Genomic DNA, 21,474 nt, shown 5'->3' on the forward strand with positions numbered 1-21,474 from the left:
ACGGTGTGTCAGTCAGCACATCGACCACTGATCCACCGCCTTCGCGAGCAAGCCCGCTCCCACATTTGGATTGCATTCCAAATTGACGGATCGGTGTTAAACCACCGCGTTATAGAACTGCTCGCTGCTCTTCTGCTCCACCAACGCCTGCTCGATGGCGGCCTGATGCACCTCGTCGGCGTGTTCTTCACGGGCCTCCGGCAAAATCCCCAGGCGCGAGAACAGCTGCATGTCCTTGTCAGCTTGCGGGTTGGCGGTGGTCAGCAGTTTTTCGCCATAGAAAATCGAGTTGGCACCGGCGAGGAAGGCCAGGGCCTGCATCTGCTCGTTCATGGCTTCGCGACCGGCCGACAGGCGCACATGGGACTGCGGCATCAGAATGCGCGCCACCGCCAGCATGCGGATGAAGTCGAACGGGTCCACATCGTCGGCATTTTCCAGCGGCGTACCGGCCACTTTCACCAGCATGTTGATCGGCACCGATTCCGGATGCTCCGGCAGGTTGGCCAGTTGGATCAGCAGGTTGGCGCGATCGTCGAGAGACTCGCCCATGCCGAGGATGCCGCCAGAGCAGATCTTCATCCCGGAATCACGTACGTAAGCCAGGGTTTGCAGGCGTTCGCTGTAGGTGCGGGTGGTAATGATGCTGCCGTAGAACTCCGGCGAGGTGTCCAGGTTGTGGTTGTAATAGTCCAGGCCAGCCTGGGCCAGGGCTTCGGTCTGGTCCTGGTCGAGACGGCCGAGGGTCATGCAGGTTTCCAGGCCCATGGCTTTCACGCCTTTGACCATTTGCAGCACGTACGGCATGTCTTTGGCCGACGGGTGCTTCCACGCGGCGCCCATGCAGAAGCGGGTCGATCCAATGGCTTTGGCGCGGGCAGCCTCTTCGAGGACCTTCTGCACTTCCATCAACTTTTCTTTTTCCAGGCCCGTGTTGTAGTGGCCCGACTGCGGACAATATTTGCAATCTTCCGGGCAGGCACCGGTCTTGATCGAGAGCAGCGTCGACACTTGCACGCGGTTGGCGTCGAAATGCGCGCGGTGCACGGTCTGCGCCTGAAACAGCAGGTCGTTGAACGGCTGTACGAACAGCGCTTTGACCTCGGCGAGGGACCAATCGTGACGCAAGGTGGCGGTGGTGCTGGCGCTCATGGGCGATTCCTTGATTATGCTTGGGCAAACGCTGCGGGAAGGGCAATACCCACAAGCGCGACACGGATGCTCGGCATATTTAAGGAAGATTCATGCACTGTCAACCTTACCACAAACACAAGGTTTACATCTGGCTAAAAAACAAACAAACCTGTTTAATCTGCGATGAATCTACCGATTCCCCCCACTGCGTGTGCAACGCCTGCGAAGCCGAACTGCCCTGGCTGATGGAACACTGCACAGTGTGCGCCCTGCCCTTGCCAATGGATGGCCTGGTCTGCGGCCAATGCCAGCGACAACCGCCTGCGTTCACTCAAGTCATCGCGCCCTGGACCTACAGCTTTCCCGTCGACACCCTGATCAGCCGCTTCAAGCACCAGGCACGCTGGCCCCAGGGGCGAATGCTGTCGGGGTTGCTGGGGCAGCACCTGCAGCACCGTTTCGACAACGCCGAACTCACCCGCCCCGACTGTCTGCTGCCGGTGCCCATGGCACGTAAACGCCTGCGCCGACGCGGCTATAACCAGGCGCTGATGCTGACGCGATGGCTCAGCCAGGACCTCGGCATCGCCCACGATGAACAGTTGTTGTTACGCCCCCATGAAACCGTGGCGCAACAAGCCCTCGATGCCAAGACCCGCCAGCGCAACCTGCTCGGGGCCTTTGCCCTGGCCGCCGATGCCCGGGTGGTAGGCCGTCATCTGGCGCTGGTGGACGACGTGCTGACCACCGGCGCCACCGCTCACAGCCTGGCGCGGCTATTGATCAACGCCGGAGCGCGGCAGGTCGACGTGTACTGCCTGGCGCGCACGCCCAAACCGGGCAGCTGACTTGACTCCGGAGCGCTCGGGCTGCACCGTCCCTTCATCTCATCCAAGCGTACTGCCATGTCCCTGCCCGCCGACCTCAGCCAACACATCATCCGTCGCCCCCAGCGCATTGCCTTGCTGGCGCACATCGCCGAGCAGGGCTCGATCACCCGTGCCGCAAAAAGTGCCGGCTTGAGCTACAAGGCCGCCTGGGACGCCATCGACGAACTGAACAACCTCGCGCAGAAACCGCTGGTGGAACGCAGTGTCGGCGGCAAGGGCGGCGGCGGCGCCCGGTTGACGGAGGAAGGTGAGCGGGTGCTGCGCCTCTACCAACGCCTGCAAGTGCTGCAGGCCGAAGTATTGGGCTCGGACACTGATGCCAGCGACTTCAACCTGCTGGGCCGCCTGATGCTGCGCACCAGCGCGCGCAACCAGTTGCACGGCCAGGTCATCGCGATCGAAAGCCACGGCCGCAATGACCTGATCCGCCTGCAACTGGCCGGCGGCTTGACCCTGGAAGCGCAAATCACCCACGACAGCACCCAACACCTTGAACTGCAAGCCGGGGTGGAGGTGGTCGCCCTGATCAAGGCCGGCTGGCTGGAGCTGCTCGCTGCCGGGCAACCTGCAACACCTGGACACAATTGCATGAGCGGTGTCATCGACACCCTGCTCCATGCCGATGATGGCCCGAGCGAGGTGCGTATTCGCCTGCCCAACGGCCTGGTTTTATGCGCCCAAGCGCAGCCTGCCGTACTTGAGTCACTGGGCGCCGTCGAGGGCCAACCGATCCAGGTGCAATTCGCCTCCAGCCATGTCTTGCTGGGCACGCCGGTGTAGCGCCGCGCCTGCAACCTGACTGCAACAATTTCGTCACGCACGCTCCTTAAGGTGTCTGCAAAAACCGCAGGGAGCCTGAAATGAGCCTATTAGAAGAAAACCAAGCAACCGACCTGGAACAGATGGTCGGCCTCACCCGCCGTCGCTTCATAGGCGCCGGGGCCCTGTGCGGCGCCGCGATGTTCCTGGGCGGCAACTTGCTGACCCGCAGCGCCCTGGCCGTGAACGCCACCACCACCAGCCCGCTGCTGGGTTTTGCCAGCATCGCCGCGGCCACCTCGGACGCCATCACCCTGCCGCCCGGCTACAGCGCCTCGGTGCTGATCAGTTGGGGCCAGCCGCTGAGCAAGCACGCACCAGCCTTTGACCCGTCCGGCAACGGCACTGCCAAAGCCCAGGAAGAGCAGTTCGGTGACAACAACGACGGCATGAGCCTGTTCGCCTTCCCCGGCGATGACAACCGCGCGCTGATGGCCATCAACAACGAATACACCAACTACCGCTACCTCTACGCCCATGGCGGCGCACCGCAATCGGCCGAAGACGTGCACAAGGCCCAAGCCAGCGAAGGCGTGTCGGTGATCGAAGTGCGCCGCCAGGGCGACACGTGGCAGTTCGTCCAGGATTCGCGCTACAACCGCCGTATCCACGGCAACTCGCCGATCCGCCTCAGCGGTCCCGCCGCCGGCCACGCCTGGTTGAAAACCGCCGCCGACAAGAGTGGCAAGAACGTCCTCGGCACCTTCCAGAACTGCGCCAACGGCAAGACGCCATGGGGCACTTATCTGACGTGTGAAGAGAACTTCACCGACTGCTTCGGCAGCAGTAACCCACAGCAGACTTTTGATGCCGGGCAAAAACGCTACGGTGTGGTGGCAGCCAGCAAAGACATCAACTGGCACCCCCACGACCCGCGCTTCGACATCGCCAAGAACCCCAACGAACTCAACCGCCATGGCTGGGTAGTGGAGATCGACCCGTTCGACCCGAAATCCACGCCGGTCAAGCGCACCGCCCTGGGCCGCTTCAAGCACGAAAACGCCGCCCTGGCCGAAACCCGCGATGGCCGCGCCGTGGTGTACATGGGCGACGACGAGCGCGGCGAATTCATCTACAAGTTCGTCAGCCGCGACAAGATCAACCACAAGAACCCCAAGGCCAACAAAGACCTGCTCGACCACGGCACCTTGTATGTGGCGATCTTCGACGCGGGCGATGGCAACGCCGACCACCCTCGGGGCCAAGGCCAGTGGGTCGAATTGACCCATGGCAAAAACGGCATCGATGCCAGCAGCGGTTTCGCCAGCCAGGCCGAAGTGCTGATCCATGCGCGCCTGGCCGCCAGTGTGGTGAAAGCCACGCGCATGGACCGCCCGGAATGGATCGTGGTCAGCCCTACCGACGGTCAGGTCTATTGCACCCTCACCAACAACGCCAAGCGCGGCGAAGACGGCCAGCCGGTTGGCGGCCCCAACCCACGCGAGAAAAACGTCTACGGGCAGATCCTGCGCTGGAAGGCCGACGCCGATAACCACGGCGCCTCCACCTTCACCTGGGACCTGTTCGTGGTAGCGGGCAACCCGACTGTACATGCCGGTCAACCGAAGGGCGGTTCGTCGAATATCAACCCGCAGAACATGTTCAACAGCCCCGACGGCCTGGGTTTCGACAAGGCTGGACGCTTGTGGATTCTCACCGACGGCGACTACAGCAACGCGGGGGATTTCGCGGGGATGGGCAACAACCAGATGCTTTGCGCCGATCCGAGCACCGGCGAAATCCGTCGTTTCATGGTAGGACCGGTGGCGTGTGAGGTGACGGGCATCAGCTTTTCGCCGGATCAGAAGACGCTGTTCGTGGGCATCCAGCACCCGGGGGAAACCGGCGGCTCGACCTGGCCGGAGCACCTGCCGAATGGCAAGCCGCGTTCCTCGGTGATGGCGATTCGTCGGGATGATGGTGGCATCGTCGGCGCCTGATAGGACCTCATCGCAGGCAAGCCAGCTCCCACACTTGAATGTATTCACAACTCAACATGTGGGAGCGGGCTTGCCCGCGAAGGCGTCCGCACAGTCACCACCTATCACTGTTACCATACCCGGCCGGACGCGGCGCCCTGCTGCGCGCAGGAGTTCGCATGGCCCACCCGTTTGAAACACTCACCCCCGATCTGGTCCTCGATGCGGTCGAAAGCATCGGTTTTCTCAGCGATGCGCGCGTACTGGCGCTCAACAGCTACGAAAACCGCGTGTATCAAGTGGGCATCGAAGGCGCCGAGCCATTGATCGCCAAGTTCTACCGCCCCCAGCGCTGGAGCAACGAGGCGATTCTTGAAGAACACCGCTTTACCTTTGAACTGGCCGAATGCGATGTGCCGGTGGTCGCGCCGCTGATTCACCACGGCGAGAGCCTGTTCGAACACGCGGGTTTTCGCTTCACCCTGTTTCCCCGCCGAGGGGGCCGCGCGCCGGAACCGGGCAACCTTGACCAGCTCTACCGCCTTGGCCAACTGCTTGGCCGTCTGCACGCGGTGGGCTCTACCCGCCCGTTCGAACACCGCGAAGCCCTGGGCGTGAAAAACTTCGGACAGGACTCCCTCACCACCCTGTTGGAAGGCAACTTCATTCCCGGGAGCCTGCTGCCGGCCTACGAGTCTGTCGCCCGCGACCTGCTCAAGCGGGTGCAAGAGGTTTACGACGCCACGCCGCACCAGAACATTCGCATGCACGGTGATTGCCACCCCGGCAACATGATGTGCCGCGACGAGATGTTCCATATCGTCGACCTGGACGACTGCCGCATGGGCCCGGCGGTGCAGGACCTGTGGATGATGCTCGCTGGCGACCGTCAGGAATGTCTGGGGCAGTTGTCGGAATTGATGGACGGCTACCAAGAATTTCATGACTTTGATCCGCGTGAACTGGCGCTGATCGAACCCCTGCGTGCCTTGCGCCTGATGCATTACAGCGCCTGGCTGGCACGGCGCTGGGACGACCCGGCGTTCCCCCGCAGCTTCCCGTGGTTTGGCAGCGAGCGGTATTGGGGCGATCAGGTGCTGGCATTGCGCGAGCAATTGGCCGCCCTCAACGAAGAACCCCTGAAACTCTTCTGACAGCTTCTCTATGGGAGCCGGGCTTGCCCGCGATGCAGACGCCTCGGTTTTGCAGGAGTACCGAGGTGATGCTATCGCGGGCAAGCCCGGCTCCCACAGAAAGCACCACCCGTTAGCTGAGAAATATCCTTACAATCGCGCTTTGTTAGCTGCCTAAGCAAGGATTCTGCAATGCAAGCCGCCAACCCTCGCAAAGGGTACATCCTGGGCCTGAGCGCCTATGTCATCTGGGGTATCTTCCCGCTCTACTTCAAAGCCATCGCCAGCGTACCGGCCATCGAAATCATCGTGCACCGCGTGCTGTGGTCGGCCCTTTTCGGCGGCTTGCTGCTGATGGTCTGGAAACACCCCGGCTGGTTTCGCGAACTGCGTGACAACCCTCGGCGCCTGGCAATCCTGGCACTCAGCGGTTCGTTGATTGCGGGTAACTGGCTGACCTATGTGTGGTCGGTGAACAGCGGACGCATGCTCGAAGCGAGCCTGGGGTATTACATCAACCCGCTGGTCAATGTGTTGCTGGGCCTGGTGATCCTCGGCGAACGCCTGCGCCGCCTGCAGTGGGTGGCCGTGGGGCTGGCCGCCATCGGCGTGGCGCAACAGGTATGGCAGGTGGGCAGCCTGCCCTGGGTGTCGCTGGTACTGGCGCTGACGTTCGGTTTCTACGGGCTGATTCGCAAGCAGGCACCGGTCAAGGCGTTGCCGGGTCTGGTGGTGGAAACCTGGATGCTGGTGCCGATCGCCCTCGTCTGGGTGCTGCTCAACCCATCGGCCCACAGTGCGCAAATGGCGTTCTGGAGTACATCCGAAGCCTGGTGGCTGGTCGCAGCGGGGCCGGTGACTCTGGTTCCGTTGGTGTGCTTCAACGCTGCTGCCCGGCACCTGCCCTACACGTCCCTGGGCTTTTTGCAGTACGTCGCGCCGACCCTGGTATTGCTGGAAGCCGTGCTGTTGTTCGGCGAACACCTGGCACCGAGCACGCTGACCGCGTTCGGTTTTATCTGGGCGGGCCTGGTGGTGTACAGCGTGGATATCTGGCTGAGCGTGCGAAAACGCTGATCAAATAACGTACAAACCTCTGCAAGCCACAGCGGGCGTGGCTTGCAGACTTTCACCCCAAGGTTATCCACAGCCTCGTCCCCGCCATTTGTGCACAAGCTTTTGAAATTGCTCGTTTTTTGCTCAAATTACTAAGAACCCCGGCCGGCGTGGCCTGGCGCGGGGTCTCTACAGCTTATCCACAGGCCCATGCAAGATTTCGATGCATAACCCTGTGGGCAGATTATTCCTCGTGGTGCAGCTCCACCATCAAGTCATCCGCCAGGGTTTCCAGGGATTCCTGCAACGCATCCAGGGATAATGTCGCCGGCACTTGCAGCAGCGCTTCGGCGGTGAACAGTGGGTCACCGCTCATGGGCGCCGGGCGCACATCGGTGCTCAGGCTTTCCAGGTTCACGCTCTGCTTGCTCAATAGCGCGGTGATCTCACGCACGATGCCCGAACGGTCATTGCCCACCAGGGTCATCACAATCGACCTGGACGCCACCGCGTGCCCGGTGCTGCCCTCGCCCACCAGCACACGAATGCCATGGGTGGACAAGTCTTCCAGCGCCCCCACCAATGCCTGGCGATGTTCAGCCGGCACGCTGACCCGCAGGATCCCGGCAAACTGCCCGGCCATGTGCGCCATGCGGCTTTCCAGCCAGTTGCCACCGTGGGCGGCGATGTTCTGCGCAATGCGTTCCACCAGGCCGGGTTTGTCGGCGGCGATAATTGTGAGTACAAGATGGTCCATGGCAAAGCCCTCAGGAATTCAATCTACAAGGTGGACTCGGAAGCCCTCGAAAACAAATCGTGTACCATTTTTATTTTTATCTGGAACAATCCGATAGTTTTTTGAGAACATCCGGTTCTCCGCTGTGACCATACGACCAAAGTGGGTCGCTAAACGACGTATTTAGTCTAATTTTCACAACCGCAAGTCATCATGTAGTATGCCAAACCGTGCACTACATAATGAAAATCCGAAACGCGCATAAGCTCCGCAGAGTGAGGCAAGCAATGACTGAACACGTTCAAGTCGGTGGCCTGCAGGTCGCCAAAGTCCTGTTCGACTTCGTGAACAACGAAGCCATTCCTGGCACCGGTATCACCGCCGACCAGTTCTGGACCGGCGCCGACAAGGTCATCCACGACCTGGCACCGAAGAACAAAGCCCTACTCGCCAAACGCGACGATTTCCAGGCGCGGATCGATACATGGCACCAGACCCACGCAGGCCAGGCCCACGACCCGGTGGCTTACAAAGCCTTCCTGCAAGACATCGGATACCTGCTGCCAGAAGCCGCAGACTTCCAGGCCACGACCCAAAACGTCGATGACGAAATTGCCCGCCTGGCCGGGCCGCAGTTGGTCGTGCCGGTGATGAATGCCCGTTTCGCCCTCAACGCCTCGAATGCGCGTTGGGGTTCGCTGTACGACGCGCTGTATGGCACCGACGCCATCAGCGAAGCCGACGGCGCCGAGAAAGGCCAGGGCTACAACAAGGTCCGTGGCGACAAAGTCATCGCCTTCGCCCGCGCCTTCCTTGATGACGCCGCGCCGCTCAGCGCCGGCAGCCACGTGGACTCGACCGGCTACAAGATCGTCGACGGCAAGCTGATCGTCAGCCTCAAGGGCGGCAGCAACAGCGGCCTGCGCGACGACGCACAACTGATCGGCTTCCAGGGTGACAGCGCCCAGCCGATTGCAATCCTGCTGAAGCACAACGGCCTGCAATTCGAAATCCAGATCGACGCCAGCACCCCGGTCGGCCAGACCGACGCCGCCGGTGTCAAAGACGTGCTCGTGGAAGCCGCGCTGACCACCATCATGGACTGCGAGGACTCCGTCGCCGCCGTCGATGCCGATGACAAAGTGGTGATCTACCGCAACTGGCTCGGCTTGATGAAAGGCGACCTGGCCGAAGAGGTCGCCAAGGGCGGCAAGACCTTCACCCGTACCATGAATGCTGACCGCGTCTACACCGGCGTGGATGGCCAGGACGTAACCCTGCATGGCCGTTCGTTGCTGTTCGTGCGCAACGTGGGTCACCTGATGACCATCGACGCGATCCTCGACAAAAACGGTAACGAAGTGCCGGAAGGCATCCTCGACGGCCTGGTCACCAGCCTGGCGGCGATTCACAGCCTCAATGGCAACAGCACCCGCAAAAACAGCCGTACCGGTTCGGTCTACATCGTCAAACCCAAGATGCACGGCCCGGAAGAAGCCGCGTTCACCAACGAGCTGTTCGGTCGCATCGAAGAGGTGCTGAACCTGCCGCGCAACACCCTCAAAGTCGGGATCATGGACGAGGAGCGCCGCACCACGGTCAACCTCAAGGCGTGTATCAAGGCGGCCAGCGAGCGCGTGGTGTTCATCAACACCGGCTTCCTCGACCGTACCGGCGACGAGATCCACACCTCCATGGAAGCCGGCGCGATGGTGCGCAAGGCGGCCATGAAAGCGGAAAAATGGATCGGCGCCTACGAAAACTGGAACGTCGATATCGGCCTGAGCACGGGCCTGCAAGGTCGTGCGCAGATCGGTAAAGGCATGTGGGCCATGCCCGACCTGATGGCGGCGATGCTCGAACAGAAAATCGCCCACCCACTGGCCGGCGCCAATACCGCGTGGGTCCCGTCGCCGACCGCCGCAGCCCTGCATGTGCTGCACTACCACAAGGTTGACGTATTCGCCCGCCAGGCCGAACTGGCCAAACGCGAGCGCGCCTCGGTGGACGACATCCTGACCATTCCTCTGGCCAGCAACACCGATTGGTCTGACGAAGAAATCCGCAACGAGTTGGACAACAACGCCCAGGGCATCCTCGGCTACGTGGTGCGCTGGATCGACCAGGGCGTCGGCTGCTCCAAGGTGCCGGACATCAACGATGTCGGCCTGATGGAGGACCGCGCCACCCTGCGCATCTCCAGCCAGCACATCGCCAACTGGCTGCGCCACGGCATCGTCAATGAAGCCCAGGTGCTGGAAAGCCTCAAGCGCATGGCGCCGGTGGTGGACCGTCAGAATGCCGGGGACACGCTGTACCGCCCACTGGCACCGGATTTCGACAGCAACATCGCCTTCCAGGCGGCGGTGGAGCTGGTGATTGAAGGTACAAAGCAGCCCAACGGCTACACCGAGCCGGTGCTGCATCGCCGGCGTCGTGAGTTCAAGGCTAAAAACGGCCTGTAAATGAAAAGGCCCTGATCGCAAGATCAGGGCCTTTTTGTTGGGATTCAGGTAGACCCAGTTGAGCCCATCGCAGGCAAGCCAGCTTCCACAGGGGAATGCATTCCAAATGTGGGAGCTGGCTTGCCTGCGATGGCGCCAGCCCAATCACCACAGAATCAGGAAGCCATCCCCAATTCCCGTTTCACCATCTTCGCCAGCTTCACGCTGTCGATCGGCTTGAGCAGAAAGTCCACCACGCTCAAATGCATCGCATCGATCACATCCGGCGCTTCGGCGTCCCCCGACATGATGATGATCGGCAGCGCCGCCCGTGTGGACTCACGTACTTGTCGGATGAGTTCCAGGCCATTGCTGGGCGCCATGCGCAGGTCGGTGATCAGTAAACCGATGGAGCTGCTGGACTTCAACAAATCCCACGCCGCCTCACCACTGTCGGCGGTCATGCAGCGAATACCGTCCAGCCCCAGAATTTCCGCCAGCAGTTCACGGGCGTCCTTGTCGTCGTCGACGATCAATACCCGTTGCGGCGGTAAATCGGGCTCCAGCATCACGGCGCTCAGCGCCTCGCGCTCGGCATCACTCAAAATATCGTGGTCGGACATACGGTTCTCAGCAGTTCTCATCAATCTCCCAGCACACTCGTCAGACATCTGCGGAAGGGCGATCAATGTGCACTTCGTCGGAAAGTTTGCCTAGTGGGTGTTCTACGGGTTTTGGACGAGAGTCATGTAAGGTTTTTCCCTAGTTTTGCGCTGTTTTCCTCGATCTAGACTTACGTCCAATGGGCACCCGCTGCGCAGGAGTCGACCATGAGGGCTGATAACGACAAAAAAATGCGGTCACTGTCATGAGTAAAGCCGATGCCTTCGCCCAAGCGGGGAAAACTGCGGTGTTGCAGAACATCCACGGTACCCTGCAGTTCCTGCAACGTTTCCCGCCGTTCAACCAGATGGAAAACGCGCACCTGGCCTTCCTGGTAGAGCAGTGCCAACTGCGCTTCTATGCCCCCGGCGACAGCATCCTCAAACCCTCGGGCGGGCCGGTCGAACACTTTTATATCGTCAAGCAGGGCCGGGTGGTCGGCGAGCGGCCCGATTCCACCGAGACCACCTTCGAAATCACCACCGGCGAGTGTTTCCCCCTCGCCGCCTTGCTCGGCGAGCGGGCCACCCGCACCGAGCACAAGGCCGCCGAAGACACCTTTTGCCTGCAATTGAACAAACCGGCCTTTATCAAACTGTTCGCCTTGTCCAGCCCGTTTCGCGACTTCGCCCTGCGCGGCGTGAGCAGCCTGCTGGACCAGGTCAACCAGCAAGTCCAGCAAAAGGCCGTGGAAACCCTCGGCACCCAATACTCCCTGAACACCCGCCTGGGCGAATTGGCCATGCGCCATCCCGTGACGTGCAGCCCGGAAACGCCACTGCGCGAGGCGGTGACGCTGATGCACGAACAACAGGTCGGCAGCATCGTGATCGTCGACGGGCACAAGGCGCCCCTGGGGATCTTCACCCTGCGCGATCTGCGCCAGGTGGTGGCCGACGGCAGCAGTGATTTCAGCCAGGCCATCGACGCCCATATGACCCAGGCGCCGTTCTTTCTGACACCGGACCACAGCGCGTTCGACGCCGCGATTGCCATGACCGAGCGGCATATCGCCCATGTGTGCCTGGTGAAGGATCAGCGCCTGTGCGGTGTGGTGTCCGAACGCGACCTGTTTTCCCTGCAACGCGTTGATCTGGTGCACTTGGCGCGCACCATCCGTAATGCGCCGCGTGTGGACAACCTGGTGGCGATTCGCGGCGAGATCGGCCAATTGGTCGAACGCATGCTGGCCCACGGCGCGTCGTCCACCCAGATCACCCACATTATTACCTTGCTCAACGACCACACCGTCTGCCGGGTGATCGAACTGACCCTGGCCGAAAAAGGCGACCCCGGCGTGCCCTTCAGTTGGCTGTGTTTCGGCAGCGAAGGTCGTCGCGAGCAGACGCTGTACACCGATCAGGACAACGGCATTCTGTTCGACGCCAGGGACGCTGCCGAAGCCGCGGCGATCCGCGCCCGGCTGTTGCCGCTGGCCCAGCAGATCAACCAGAGCCTGGCGCTGTGCGGGTTCAGCCTGTGCAAGGGCAACATCATGGCGGGCAACCCGGACTTGTGCCTGTCACGTGCGGAATGGGCGCGACGGTTCGCGGCCTTCATCCGTGAAGCCACTCCGGAGAACCTGCTGGGTTCCAGCATCTATTTCGACCTGCGCGTGGTGTGGGGCGATGAGCAGGGTTGTGAACAGTTGCGCCAGGGCATTCTCGACCAGGTGGCCGACAATCGCCTGTTCCAGCGCATGCTCGCCGAGAACGCCTTGCGCCAGCGCCCGCCCGTAGGGCGTTTCCGCGATTTTGTACTGACCCGTAAAGGTGGCGAAAAAGCCACCCTCGACCTCAAGGCGCAGGGCCTCATGCCCTTTGTGGATGGCGCACGCCTGCTGGCACTGGCCAACGGCATCCACGCCAACAACACCCTGGAGCGCCTGCGCCAGCTGGTGGTCAAGGACGTGATCGAACCGCTGGACGGCGCGGCCTATGAAGAGGCCTACCACTTTATCCAGCAAACCCGCATGCAGCAGCATCAACTGCAAACCCGTGAGAACTTGCCCTACTCCAACCGGGTCGATCCCGACAGCCTCAACCATCTGGACCGGCGCATCCTGCGTGAATCCCTGCGTCAGGCCCAGCGCCTGCAAAGCAGCCTGACGTTGCGGTATCAGCTGTGAGACTGCTCGACTGGCTGCGTCCGAAAAAACCTGCGCTCGAACCGGAGCAACAACAGCGCCTGGCGCAGTTGCCCCCACCCACCGCGTTGGGTACGAACTCGTTGCGCGACCAGCGCTGGGTCGTGGTGGACCTGGAAACCAGCGGCCTGAACCTCAACCGCGACCAGGTGCTGTCCATCGGCGCAGTGGTGATCGAAGACGGCGCCGTGGACTTTTCCCAGCTGTTCGAACGCACCCTGCAACGCACCGACACCAAGCTCAGCCCCAGCGTGTTGATCCACGGCCTGGGCCCCAGCGCGATCGCGGCGGGCAGCGATCCGGTGGAAGCCTTGCTGGCGTTCATGGAGTTCGTCGGCGACAGCCCGCTGCTGGCCTTCCACGCGCCTTTCGACCAGCACATGTTGTGCCGCGCGCTCAAGGACAGCCTGGGTTATCGCCTGGGCCATGCCTTTCTCGACGTCGCCGACATCGCCCCGCTGCTGTGCCCTGACGCACCGTTGCGCGAAGCCGGGCTGGACGACTGGACCCAGCATTTCAAGCTGCACGTGGGTGAACGCCATCATGCCAGCGCCGATGCCCTGGCCACGGCAGAGCTGATGCTCATCCTGTTCAGCCGCGCCCGCCAGCAACACATCGACACACCGCAGGCCCTGCAAGAGCGTTTGGCCCAATGGAGACGGCGTAAACAAGCGCCGTCTTTCTAACACCTCACCACAAAAGGGTCTCTTCAAACCGACAGACGCCAATTGCGTCCGTCTCACGCCTCTGACACAATCGCGAATAATTCTCGTTAGTTTAAACATTTTGTTTATCCGGTGATGCCTTGTCGTCGATCCAGACCCCGCACAGTGAGCTTGTTGGCGCGTTGTACCGCGACCATCGTGGCTGGCTGCTGGCCTGGCTGCGACGTAACGTGGCTTGCCCCAGTCGCGCCGAAGACCTGAGCCAGGACACCTTCATGCGCCTGCTGGGCCGTGACGAGCTGCGCGAACCCCGCGAGCCACGGGCATTTCTGGTGGCGATCGCCAAAGGCTTGCTGTTCGACTATTTTCGGCGCGCCGCGCTGGAGCAGGCTTACCTCACCGAGTTGATGCTGATCCCGGAAAGCGAACACCCCTCGCCCGAAGCCCAGCAACTGATCCTCGAAGACCTCAAGGCCATCGACCGCCTGCTCGGCAAGCTGTCGAGCAAGGCCCGCGCCGCTTTCCTCTATAACCGCCTCGACGGCATGGGCCACGCGGAAATCGCCCAGCGCCTCGGTGTGTCCGTGCCCCGTGTGCGCCAGTACCTGGCCCAGGGCATTCGCCAGTGCTACATCGCACTGTATGGCGAGCCCGAATGACCATGGTCGGTTCCAAACCGGTTTCGTCCCGCGTGCTGGACGCCGCGATTGCCTGGCAGTTGTCCCTGGATTCAGGTGACGGCAGCCCAGTCGAGCGCGAAGCGTTCGCCAAATGGCTGGCCAGCGATGAAGAACACGCCCGCGCCTGGCGTCAGCTGGGCCTGCTCGACCAGCGTTTCAGCGTGGCCTCGGGTCCCGCGCGGGCGGCGTTGATGCAGTCGCGCCAAAGCATTCGCCAGCGTGTGCGCAAGCTCGGCAGCGGCCTGGCCAGCATCGTGCTGGTATGCGGCCTGGCGCTATTTGCCGGCCAGCGCTACCTGCCGGTCCACTACTGGCTGGCCGACCAGCGCACCGCCACCGGCGAACAGCGCACCCTCAAGCTGGCCGACGGTACGTTGATCAACCTCAACACCCACAGCGCCATCGACGTGCGTTTCGACGAGAAGCGCCGGCTGATCGTGTTGCAGGAAGGCGAAATCCTCGTCGAGACCGGCCACAACGACGCGCGACCGTTTTATGTGCAGACCCGCGACGGCAACCTGCGTGCGTTGGGCACACGGTTTATCGTCAAGCGCGAAGACGACGCCACGCGCCTGAGCGTGCTGCAATCGGCCGTGGCCGCCCAGCCCGAGGCGCTGCATCAGGAGCAGGTCTTCAAGGCAGGCCAGCAAGTGCTGATGCGCAGCGACGGCCTCGGCCCTGCACTTGCCGTAAGCCCCGCCACCGACGCCTGGACCCGCGGCATGCTGGTGGTGGAAAACGCCCGCCTGGGCGATGTGGTTTCGGAACTGAGCCGTTATCGCACCGGCTATCTGGGGGTGGATAAAAATGTCGCGGACCTGCGCATCACCGGCAGCTTCCCGCTGCACGACACTACCCTGGCGTTGAATGCACTGCTGCCCACCCTGCCAGTGCAGATCGAGCAGCACACGCCATGGTGGGTGACGGTCAAGGCCAAACCTTAGGTTCTGCGGTACCTGGGCCATCGCTATCGCAGGCAAGCCAGCGCCCACAATTTGACCGTGTAAACCCAATCAAATGTGGGAGCTGGCTTGCCTGCGAAGAGGCCCTCAAGCACAACCCAAAAAAATATTTTCTCCCCGCCCTATCACTTTTCGATTCTCGTTCGGCTCCCAGGCAATTGCGAAATATTTCCATTCAGGAGCCGCCCCATGTCCCGCACGCTAGACACCTTGTTGCGCCCCAGCCTGTTAGCCGTGGCCATTGCCCTCAGCACTCCGCTGGCCAGCCCCTGGGTGATCGCCGCCGAGCAAGCGTCCAGCGTGCGCGCCTACAACCTGCCGGCGGCGCCACTGTCCAGCACCTTGAACCAGATCGCCAGCCAGGCCGGCCTCGCGCTGACCCTCAACCCGGCGCTCGCCTCGGGCAAGACCTCGGCACCGGTCCAGGGCCAGTTCGACGCACAGGGCGCCCTGCGTGAGGCCCTGCGTGGCACCGGACTGCAACTGGAGCAGAGCAGCGCTGGCACCTTTACCCTGGTGGCGGTTCCTGAAGGCGTGATGGCGCTGCCGGTGACTAACATCACGGGGCAAGGCACCTATGAAAGCGCCTGGGGGCCAGTAGACGGTTATGTGGCGACGCGTACCGCTGCGGGCACCAAGACGGATACACCGATCATCGAGGCCCCCCGCTCAATGTCCGTGGTCACCCGAGCCCAGATGGAAGACCGTGGCGTTCAAAACCTCGACGACGCCGTACGCTACATGCCCGGCGTGATCGCCAGTAGCTACGGCAGCGACTCTCGCGCCGACTGGCTGCGCGTTCGTGGTTTCGAGCCGACTCAGTTTCTGGACGGCCTGCCGTTGCCAAAGGGGTCCTACGCCAACCCGAAACAGGAGACCTGGAACCTGGACCGCATCACTTTACTGCGTGGTCCCGCATCCTCGGTCTATGGCCAAACACCTCCAGGCGGCATGCTCGATATGATCAGTCGTCGCCCGCAAGCAGAGAGTAGCAACGCCGTACGTGCCGAAGTCGGCAGCAACAATCGTAAGCAGATCAGCTTCGACAGCACCGGCAAAATCGATGAAGAAGGCCAGTTTCTTTACCGTGTCGATGGTGTAGTCCGCGACAGCGGGACACCTATCGATCATATCGAAGACAAGCGTTACAACATTGCGCCCAGTCTGACCTGGAACGTAAACGACGACACCCACCTGACTCTGCTTTCACAATTCACCCGTGACGACACAGGCATCAGTGGTCAATTCTTGCCATTGCAAGGCACCAAGCTTGGCTCACCAGCGGGCAAGATCTCCCATCATAAAAATCTTGGCGAACCAGACCAGGATTACTACGACCGCACTTACTACGCGCTGGGCTATGCCTTTGACCATCGCATCAACGATATCTGGCAATTCAAGCAAAACTTGCGTTACACCAAGAGCGAACTGGCCTTCAACACTACCTACTCCAGCTACGGCGACACGGCCGTTGGCGCGGACGGCATGCTCGCGCGCATCTACGACAAAGTGGATGAAGACATCTCGCAATTGGCTGTGGACAACAATTTCCAGGCTGACTTCCAGACCGGCGCCCTAAGCCATACCCTATTACTGGGCCTGGACCGCCAGCGAAGCACCACCGATTACCACTGGATCGAAGGCAGCGCGGCGAGCATCAACCCGAATCGACCGGTTTACAATCAGCCACGCCCGGCGGGTGCGCCATTCACCTTCTATGATTACAACCAGAAAACTGTACAGACCGGCCTGTATGTTCAGGACCAAATCGCCTTGGACAAATGGCGCCTGACCCTGGGCGGCCGTGAAGACTGGATCCATACCGGCACCACCTTCTTCAACCTCAACGACGCTACCAACACCCAGCGCGACAAAGCTTTCAGCGGCAACGCTGGTCTGAGTTATGTATTCGATTCGGGTATCACGCCGTACATTTCCTATACCGAGTCGTTCCAACCCACCGCGGGTGCCAGCGCCAGTGCCACTGAATCGTTCAAACCAACGGAAGGCAAACAGACCGAAGTCGGCGTGAAATACCAGCCCGTGGGCAGCAAAACGCTGCTGACCGCTGCAGTGTTTGACTTGCGCCAGCAGAATGTTTCGGTAACGCAAAACAATATCACCAGCCAAATTGGTGAAATCAGCGTGCACGGCCTGGAGCTGGAAGCCACTTCCGAAGTCACCAACAACCTGAAGCTGGTGGGTTCGTACACTTACACTGACACCGAAATTCTCAAGGGTGACGACAAAGGTAACCGCATAAAGCTGGTGCCACGTAACCAAGCGTCATTGTGGTCTGACTACACTTGGCACTCGGGCCTGCTCGACGGTTTCGGCGTCGGTGCCGGCGTGCGTTATGTCGGTGACACTTACGGCAACACCGCCAACACGGCTAACGGACATGTCGGGTCATACACCGTGTACGACGCAGCAGTGCATTACGACTTGAGCCGGTTCAACCCGGCACTTGCGGGGGTTTCGGTTGATGTCACGGCGAAGAACATCTTTAACAAAGACTATCTGTCGACCTGCGACGGTGCCTGGTGCTACTACGGTGATGAGCGCAATGTCGTGGCAGCGGTGAATTACAAATGGTAAACCGCTGATGCGGTCACTCAAGGGTCACGGAAGCTCCGTGACCCTTTTGCATTTGGACTAAAAATGAAAAGCAAAACCATCCGCCGCTGGTCCTTCGTCCACACCTGGACCAGCCTGATCTGCACGGTGTTCCTGCTGCTTCTGGCCCTCACCGGCCTGCCGCTGGTGTTTCACCACGAGATCGACCATCTGCTGGGCAACGAGCCGGAACTGGCGCAAATGCCTGCCGACACGCCGCAGCTCAACCTGCAACAGTTGGTTGACGCCGCCCAGGCCCATCGCCCTGGCGACGCCTTGCAGTACCTGGCCTGGGACGAAGACGACAAGAATGGCGTCATCGCGATCATGGCCGCCACCGCCGGCACCGAGCCCAATTCGTCCCACACCTTCATGCTCGATGCGCGTACCGGCCAGGCCCTGGAAACCCCGGCGGCGAACGGCGGGCTCACGCTGTTCCTGCTGCGCCTGCATGTGGACATGTTCGCCGGCCTGCCGGGCAAGTTGCTGCTGGCGTTCATGGGCGTTCTGTTTGTGGTGGCGATTGTCTCGGGCACGGTGCTGTACCTGCCGTTCATGCGCCGCCTGAAGTTCGCCACCGTGCGCCAGGACAAATCCACTCGCCTGCGCTGGCTCGACCTGCACAACCTGATCGGCGTGGTCACCCTGACCTGGGCGCTGGTGGTGGGGGTCACCGGCGTGATCAGCGCCTGTGCCGACCTGATCATCGCCGCCTGGCGTACCGAAAGCCTCAGCGCCATGATCGAGCCTTACAAAAACGCGCCGCCGCTGACCCAACGCGCACCCGCGACCGAGCTGCTGACCATCGCCGCCAAGGCCGCGCCCGGCATGGAGCCCGACTTCATCGCCTTCCCCGGCACGCGGTTTTCCAGTGAGCACCATTACGCGGTGTTCATGAAAGGCAGCACCCACCTTACCTCGCACCTGCTCACGCCGGTGCTGATCGATGCCAGCACCCTGGCCGTCACCGCCATCGCCGAACGCCCGTGGTACATGGACGCCATGGGCATGTCCCAGCCCCTGCACTTCGGCGACTACGGCGGCATGCCGATGAAGATCCTGTGGGCGGTGCTGGATGTGCTGACCATCATCGTGCTGGGCAGCGGCGTGTACCTGTGGATGGTGCGGCGCAAGGCGGCCAAGGCATGAGGCCGCGTCAATCGAGTTTCTGGAAAGTGTTCGGCATCCCGCTGGGGATCGGCCTGCTCAGTGCGGCCGGCTTGTTTGCGGCGTTGCTGGGGGATGGGCTGTGGGATTCGCTCAGTTGGGTAGGGTTGGGGATTCCTGCTGGCATTGGTGTATGGGGTTTGTTTAAGCGGCGCGGTTGAGGCCGTCATCGCAGGCAAGCCAGCTTCCACATTTGACCGCGTTCACACATCAACCGGTGGGCGCTGGCTTGCCTGCGAAGGGGCCTTCAAAAACACCCGCAATATCTCTAGGCTAGCCACTGCCCAACGTGAGGTTTACCCATGTCCGCTCCCAGCATGACCCTGTTCCACAACCCCGCTTCGCCCTTCGTGCGTAAAGTCCGCGTGTTGCTGCTGGAAACCGGCCAGCAGGACCGCGTGGCCTTGCACAGCTGCATGCCGACCCCGGTGAGCCCGGACGCGCAGGTGGTGCAAGGCAACCCCGTGGGCAAGATCCCGGCCCTGCGCCTGGCCGACGGCAGTGTGATCCATGACAGCCGGGTGATCCTCGATTACTTCGACCACCAGCACGTCGGCAACCCGCTGATCCCCCGCGACGGCTCGGCCCGCTGGCGCCGTCTGACCCTGGCCTCAATGGCCGACGGCATCATGGATGCCGCCGTGCTGGTGCGTTACGAAAGCGCCCTGCGTCCGGTGGAAAAGCACTGGGACCAGTGGCTCGACGAACAACGCAACAAGATCCGTCGTACCCTCGCCGAGCTGGAATCCGAAGCGATTGCCGAACTGGCCAGCCACTTCGACATCGCCGCCATCAGCGTCGCCTGTGCCCTGGGTTACCTGGACTTCCGCCACCCGGACATGCAATGGCGCGCGGACAACCCACAGCTCGCCGCCTGGTACGCCGAAGTCAGCCAAAGGCCTTCGTTGCAGCAGACACAACCGCCAGCCTGACACTCACCGCGATCCACTGTGGGAGCGGCGGTGGCGTGGTTGAGGTAGTCGACAAGTTGCACCTTCATCTGCTGATCCTCACGCAACCCGATCATTGCACCGCCTCCAGGTCGAACTGCAGGGGCTCGACCGCCTTGCGTCTGCCCACGCCATACCAGTCCAGTTTGCGCGTCAGCACCATCACCGTGCCCAACAGGCCGAACAGCAGCAGCGAGCCCATCAGCAGCGCGTAATCCTCGGCACTCAACAGCCCGTACAACAAGCCATACAGTGCCGCCAATCCCGCCGAAAAGCCCAGGCCATGGACCACACTGTGCAGCACATGGCACACGTAGAAACCGATCAACGCCACACAGGCACTCGCCGAAATCAGGTAGGCCATGGCAAAGCCGATGTGCTCGGACAGCGACAGCAACAGCAAGTAGAAGAACGCCAGCGCAAACCCCACCAGGGCGTACTGCACCGGGTGCACCGCCAGGCTCTTGAGCACTTCGAACAGGAAGAAGCCGGCAAAGGTCAGGGCGATGAACAGCAGCGCGTATTTGATCGCGCGGTCGCTCTTGAGGTACTGGTCCACCGGGTCGATGAAGTTCACGCCGAAGCTGCGGCTATTGAAGTCGTTGCAGCTCTGGCCATCGAGGCAACTTTGCAGGGCCTGTTCGAGGTTGGTGGAAAAGAACGAGGTCTGCCAATTCGCGGTAAAACCTTTGTCGGTGATCTCACGCTGGGCCGGCAGGAAGTTGCCGATAAAGCTGGGATGCGGCCAGTTGGACGCAAGCGACACCTGGCTGGTCTTGCCCACCGGCACCACTTGCAGTTGCTCGGTGCCTTGCAGGCGCAAGTCAAAGGCGAACTCCAGCAGCGACGGTTTCAGGCGGTCCTGCTCCGGCAGCACTACGTGCACGCCCTCGCCCAGCCAGTCCACGTCGGAGCCGGGCTCGAAGTCCAGGCGCTGGTTGCCCAGTTCCAGTTTCAGTGCGTTTTCGATGCCACGAATATCGCTGATGCCCACCGCCAGAAACGCCGGCTCAAAGCGGTAATCGGCATAGTCTTGCGTGATGCCCAACTGAGCTGGCAGCTCGAAACGCCCGCTGATGCGGTTATCGGCGTGGAACAGCCGGGCCTGGTAAATGCCCCGCGCACGCAGTTCGGTCTGCACCTGGCCGTCGAGTTCAAATCGGTCCGGCAAAAAATACAGACGGCCGCGCTCTTCACGGGTGACTTCGTAGCGTTTGTTGAGCTTTTCATTGAGCTTCCACTCGCGGACGGTCTTGCGATAAGGCACCACCATCACCGGGCCGGTGACGCGCTGGGCATAGCTGGAGCTGCGGGCGATGTCCATCAATACGCCGTCGCGCAATTGCTGACGCTCGCCGATGATGCCGCTGATCATCAACAACGGAATCAGCAACAACAGGATCAACAGCGCAATCGCGCCGAGTTTGAAAAGCAGGCTGCGGTTCATGGGTCTCTCCCTGTTTGAATGGGGAGAGTCTGCGCAGCCCGTGTGGG

18 protein-coding genes are annotated in these 21,474 nt (G+C 61.6%); 14 read left to right on the forward strand and 4 right to left on the reverse strand.

What is annotated here, in order from left to right:
* Positions 1–96: 96 nt before the first annotated feature.
* On the reverse strand, positions 97–1,152 hold the full coding sequence (bioB, locus tag ACW9IB_RS25365) for a biotin synthase BioB (RefSeq protein ID WP_457366694.1): 1,056 nt from the start codon (positions 1,150–1,152) through the stop codon (positions 97–99).
* A gap of 92 nt (positions 1,153–1,244) precedes the next feature.
* Between bioB and ACW9IB_RS25370 the strand changes: the two genes are divergently transcribed.
* The 5 genes from ACW9IB_RS25370 to rarD all read left to right on the forward strand — a co-directional run bounded on the left by ACW9IB_RS25370 (position 1,245) and on the right by rarD (position 6,972).
* Entirely contained in the window at positions 1,245–1,982 is a 738-nt protein-coding gene (locus ACW9IB_RS25370; protein ID WP_457415938.1) for a ComF family protein, read from the forward strand.
* A 57-nt stretch (positions 1,983–2,039) separates the two neighbouring features.
* Complete coding sequence (locus ACW9IB_RS25375; protein WP_457415939.1) at positions 2,040–2,804, forward strand: TOBE domain-containing protein; 765 nt, start codon at positions 2,040–2,042, stop codon at positions 2,802–2,804.
* An 80-nt stretch (positions 2,805–2,884) separates the two neighbouring features.
* On the forward strand, positions 2,885–4,783 hold the full coding sequence (locus tag ACW9IB_RS25380; protein WP_457415940.1) for a PhoX family protein: 1,899 nt from the start codon (positions 2,885–2,887) through the stop codon (positions 4,781–4,783).
* 158 nt (positions 4,784–4,941) lie between these two features.
* Positions 4,942–5,916, forward strand: a complete 975-nt coding sequence (locus tag ACW9IB_RS25385; protein WP_457415941.1) for a serine/threonine protein kinase — start codon at positions 4,942–4,944, stop codon at positions 5,914–5,916.
* A gap of 171 nt (positions 5,917–6,087) precedes the next feature.
* On the forward strand, positions 6,088–6,972 hold the full coding sequence (gene rarD / locus ACW9IB_RS25390) for an EamA family transporter RarD (RefSeq protein ID WP_457368724.1): 885 nt from the start codon (positions 6,088–6,090) through the stop codon (positions 6,970–6,972).
* 223 nt (positions 6,973–7,195) lie between these two features.
* On the opposite strand, the gene ACW9IB_RS25395 is transcribed toward rarD, so the two are convergent.
* Positions 7,196–7,708 (reverse strand): glycine cleavage system protein R, encoded by a 513-nt coding sequence (locus ACW9IB_RS25395; RefSeq protein ID WP_457368725.1) that lies wholly within the window; start codon positions 7,706–7,708, stop codon positions 7,196–7,198.
* A 266-nt stretch (positions 7,709–7,974) separates the two neighbouring features.
* On the opposite strand from ACW9IB_RS25395, the gene ACW9IB_RS25400 reads away from it, so the two are divergent.
* Positions 7,975–10,152 carry a malate synthase G gene (locus ACW9IB_RS25400; protein WP_457415942.1) on the forward strand — a complete coding sequence of 726 codons (2,178 nt, stop codon included), beginning with the start codon at positions 7,975–7,977 and terminating at the stop codon, positions 10,150–10,152.
* A 155-nt stretch (positions 10,153–10,307) separates the two neighbouring features.
* Here ACW9IB_RS25400 and ACW9IB_RS25405 read toward each other — a convergent pair whose 3' ends face one another.
* Positions 10,308–10,754, reverse strand: coding sequence for a response regulator (locus ACW9IB_RS25405; RefSeq protein WP_058426679.1), 447 nt, complete (start codon positions 10,752–10,754; stop codon positions 10,308–10,310).
* A 245-nt stretch (positions 10,755–10,999) separates the two neighbouring features.
* Here ACW9IB_RS25405 and ACW9IB_RS25410 point away from each other — a divergent pair, with 245 nt between their 5' ends.
* From ACW9IB_RS25410 to ACW9IB_RS25445, 8 genes are all read left to right on the forward strand, one after another.
* A complete protein-coding gene (locus tag ACW9IB_RS25410) occupies positions 11,000–12,922 on the forward strand; it encodes a putative nucleotidyltransferase substrate binding domain-containing protein (protein WP_457368727.1) in 1,923 nt (640 codons plus the stop codon).
* Positions 12,919–13,626: a 3'-5' exonuclease gene (locus ACW9IB_RS25415; protein ID WP_457368728.1), complete on the forward strand. Its 708-nt coding sequence runs from the start codon at positions 12,919–12,921 to the stop codon at positions 13,624–13,626. The genes ACW9IB_RS25410 and ACW9IB_RS25415 overlap by 4 nt, the downstream gene beginning before the upstream one ends.
* Before the next feature lie 119 nt (positions 13,627–13,745).
* Positions 13,746–14,264, forward strand: a complete 519-nt coding sequence (locus ACW9IB_RS25420) for an RNA polymerase sigma factor (protein ID WP_457368729.1) — start codon at positions 13,746–13,748, stop codon at positions 14,262–14,264.
* A complete protein-coding gene (locus tag ACW9IB_RS25425) occupies positions 14,261–15,229 on the forward strand; it encodes a FecR domain-containing protein (protein WP_457415943.1) in 969 nt (322 codons plus the stop codon). The genes ACW9IB_RS25420 and ACW9IB_RS25425 overlap by 4 nt, the downstream gene beginning before the upstream one ends.
* Before the next feature lie 207 nt (positions 15,230–15,436).
* Positions 15,437–17,845 (forward strand): TonB-dependent siderophore receptor, encoded by a 2,409-nt coding sequence (locus tag ACW9IB_RS25430; RefSeq protein ID WP_457415944.1) that lies wholly within the window; start codon positions 15,437–15,439, stop codon positions 17,843–17,845.
* 63 nt (positions 17,846–17,908) lie between these two features.
* Complete coding sequence (locus ACW9IB_RS25435; RefSeq protein ID WP_457368732.1) at positions 17,909–19,012, forward strand: PepSY-associated TM helix domain-containing protein; 1,104 nt, start codon at positions 17,909–17,911, stop codon at positions 19,010–19,012.
* Positions 19,009–19,191: a hypothetical protein gene (locus tag ACW9IB_RS25440; RefSeq protein WP_457415945.1), complete on the forward strand. Its 183-nt coding sequence runs from the start codon at positions 19,009–19,011 to the stop codon at positions 19,189–19,191. The genes ACW9IB_RS25435 and ACW9IB_RS25440 overlap by 4 nt, the downstream gene beginning before the upstream one ends.
* A 141-nt stretch (positions 19,192–19,332) precedes the next feature.
* Positions 19,333–19,962 (forward strand): glutathione S-transferase N-terminal domain-containing protein, encoded by a 630-nt coding sequence (locus tag ACW9IB_RS25445; protein WP_457368734.1) that lies wholly within the window; start codon positions 19,333–19,335, stop codon positions 19,960–19,962.
* Between the two features lie 91 nt (positions 19,963–20,053).
* On the opposite strand, the gene creD is transcribed toward ACW9IB_RS25445, so the two are convergent.
* Positions 20,054–21,427, reverse strand: a complete 1,374-nt coding sequence (creD, locus tag ACW9IB_RS25450; RefSeq protein ID WP_457415946.1) for a cell envelope integrity protein CreD — start codon at positions 21,425–21,427, stop codon at positions 20,054–20,056.
* Positions 21,428–21,474 lie beyond the last annotated feature (47 nt).

The organism is Pseudomonas sp. SDO524_S393, from assembly GCF_054071875.1.

Excerpts from the sequence above, each read along its gene's own strand:
- ACW9IB_RS25405 (WP_058426679.1), bottom strand. The coding sequence starts at position 10,754 with ATGTCCGACCACGATATTTTGAGTGATGCCGAGCGCGAGGCGCTGAGC.
- ACW9IB_RS25425 (WP_457415943.1), top strand. The coding sequence starts at position 14,261 with ATGACCATGGTCGGTTCCAAACCGGTTTCGTCCCGCGTGCTGGACGCC.
- rarD (WP_457368724.1), top strand. The coding sequence starts at position 6,088 with ATGCAAGCCGCCAACCCTCGCAAAGGGTACATCCTGGGCCTGAGCGCC.
- creD (WP_457415946.1), bottom strand. The coding sequence starts at position 21,427 with ATGAACCGCAGCCTGCTTTTCAAACTCGGCGCGATTGCGCTGTTGATC.
- ACW9IB_RS25380 (WP_457415940.1), top strand. The coding sequence starts at position 2,885 with ATGAGCCTATTAGAAGAAAACCAAGCAACCGACCTGGAACAGATGGTC.
- ACW9IB_RS25435 (WP_457368732.1), top strand. The coding sequence starts at position 17,909 with ATGAAAAGCAAAACCATCCGCCGCTGGTCCTTCGTCCACACCTGGACC.
- ACW9IB_RS25400 (WP_457415942.1), top strand. The coding sequence starts at position 7,975 with ATGACTGAACACGTTCAAGTCGGTGGCCTGCAGGTCGCCAAAGTCCTG.
- ACW9IB_RS25440 (WP_457415945.1), top strand. The coding sequence starts at position 19,009 with ATGAGGCCGCGTCAATCGAGTTTCTGGAAAGTGTTCGGCATCCCGCTG.
- ACW9IB_RS25410 (WP_457368727.1), top strand. The coding sequence starts at position 11,000 with ATGAGTAAAGCCGATGCCTTCGCCCAAGCGGGGAAAACTGCGGTGTTG.
- ACW9IB_RS25370 (WP_457415938.1), top strand. The coding sequence starts at position 1,245 with ATGCACTGTCAACCTTACCACAAACACAAGGTTTACATCTGGCTAAAA.
- ACW9IB_RS25395 (WP_457368725.1), bottom strand. The coding sequence starts at position 7,708 with ATGGACCATCTTGTACTCACAATTATCGCCGCCGACAAACCCGGCCTG.
- ACW9IB_RS25430 (WP_457415944.1), top strand. The coding sequence starts at position 15,437 with ATGTCCCGCACGCTAGACACCTTGTTGCGCCCCAGCCTGTTAGCCGTG.
- ACW9IB_RS25375 (WP_457415939.1), top strand. The coding sequence starts at position 2,040 with ATGTCCCTGCCCGCCGACCTCAGCCAACACATCATCCGTCGCCCCCAG.
- ACW9IB_RS25445 (WP_457368734.1), top strand. The coding sequence starts at position 19,333 with ATGTCCGCTCCCAGCATGACCCTGTTCCACAACCCCGCTTCGCCCTTC.
- bioB (WP_457366694.1), bottom strand. The coding sequence starts at position 1,152 with ATGAGCGCCAGCACCACCGCCACCTTGCGTCACGATTGGTCCCTCGCC.
- ACW9IB_RS25385 (WP_457415941.1), top strand. The coding sequence starts at position 4,942 with ATGGCCCACCCGTTTGAAACACTCACCCCCGATCTGGTCCTCGATGCG.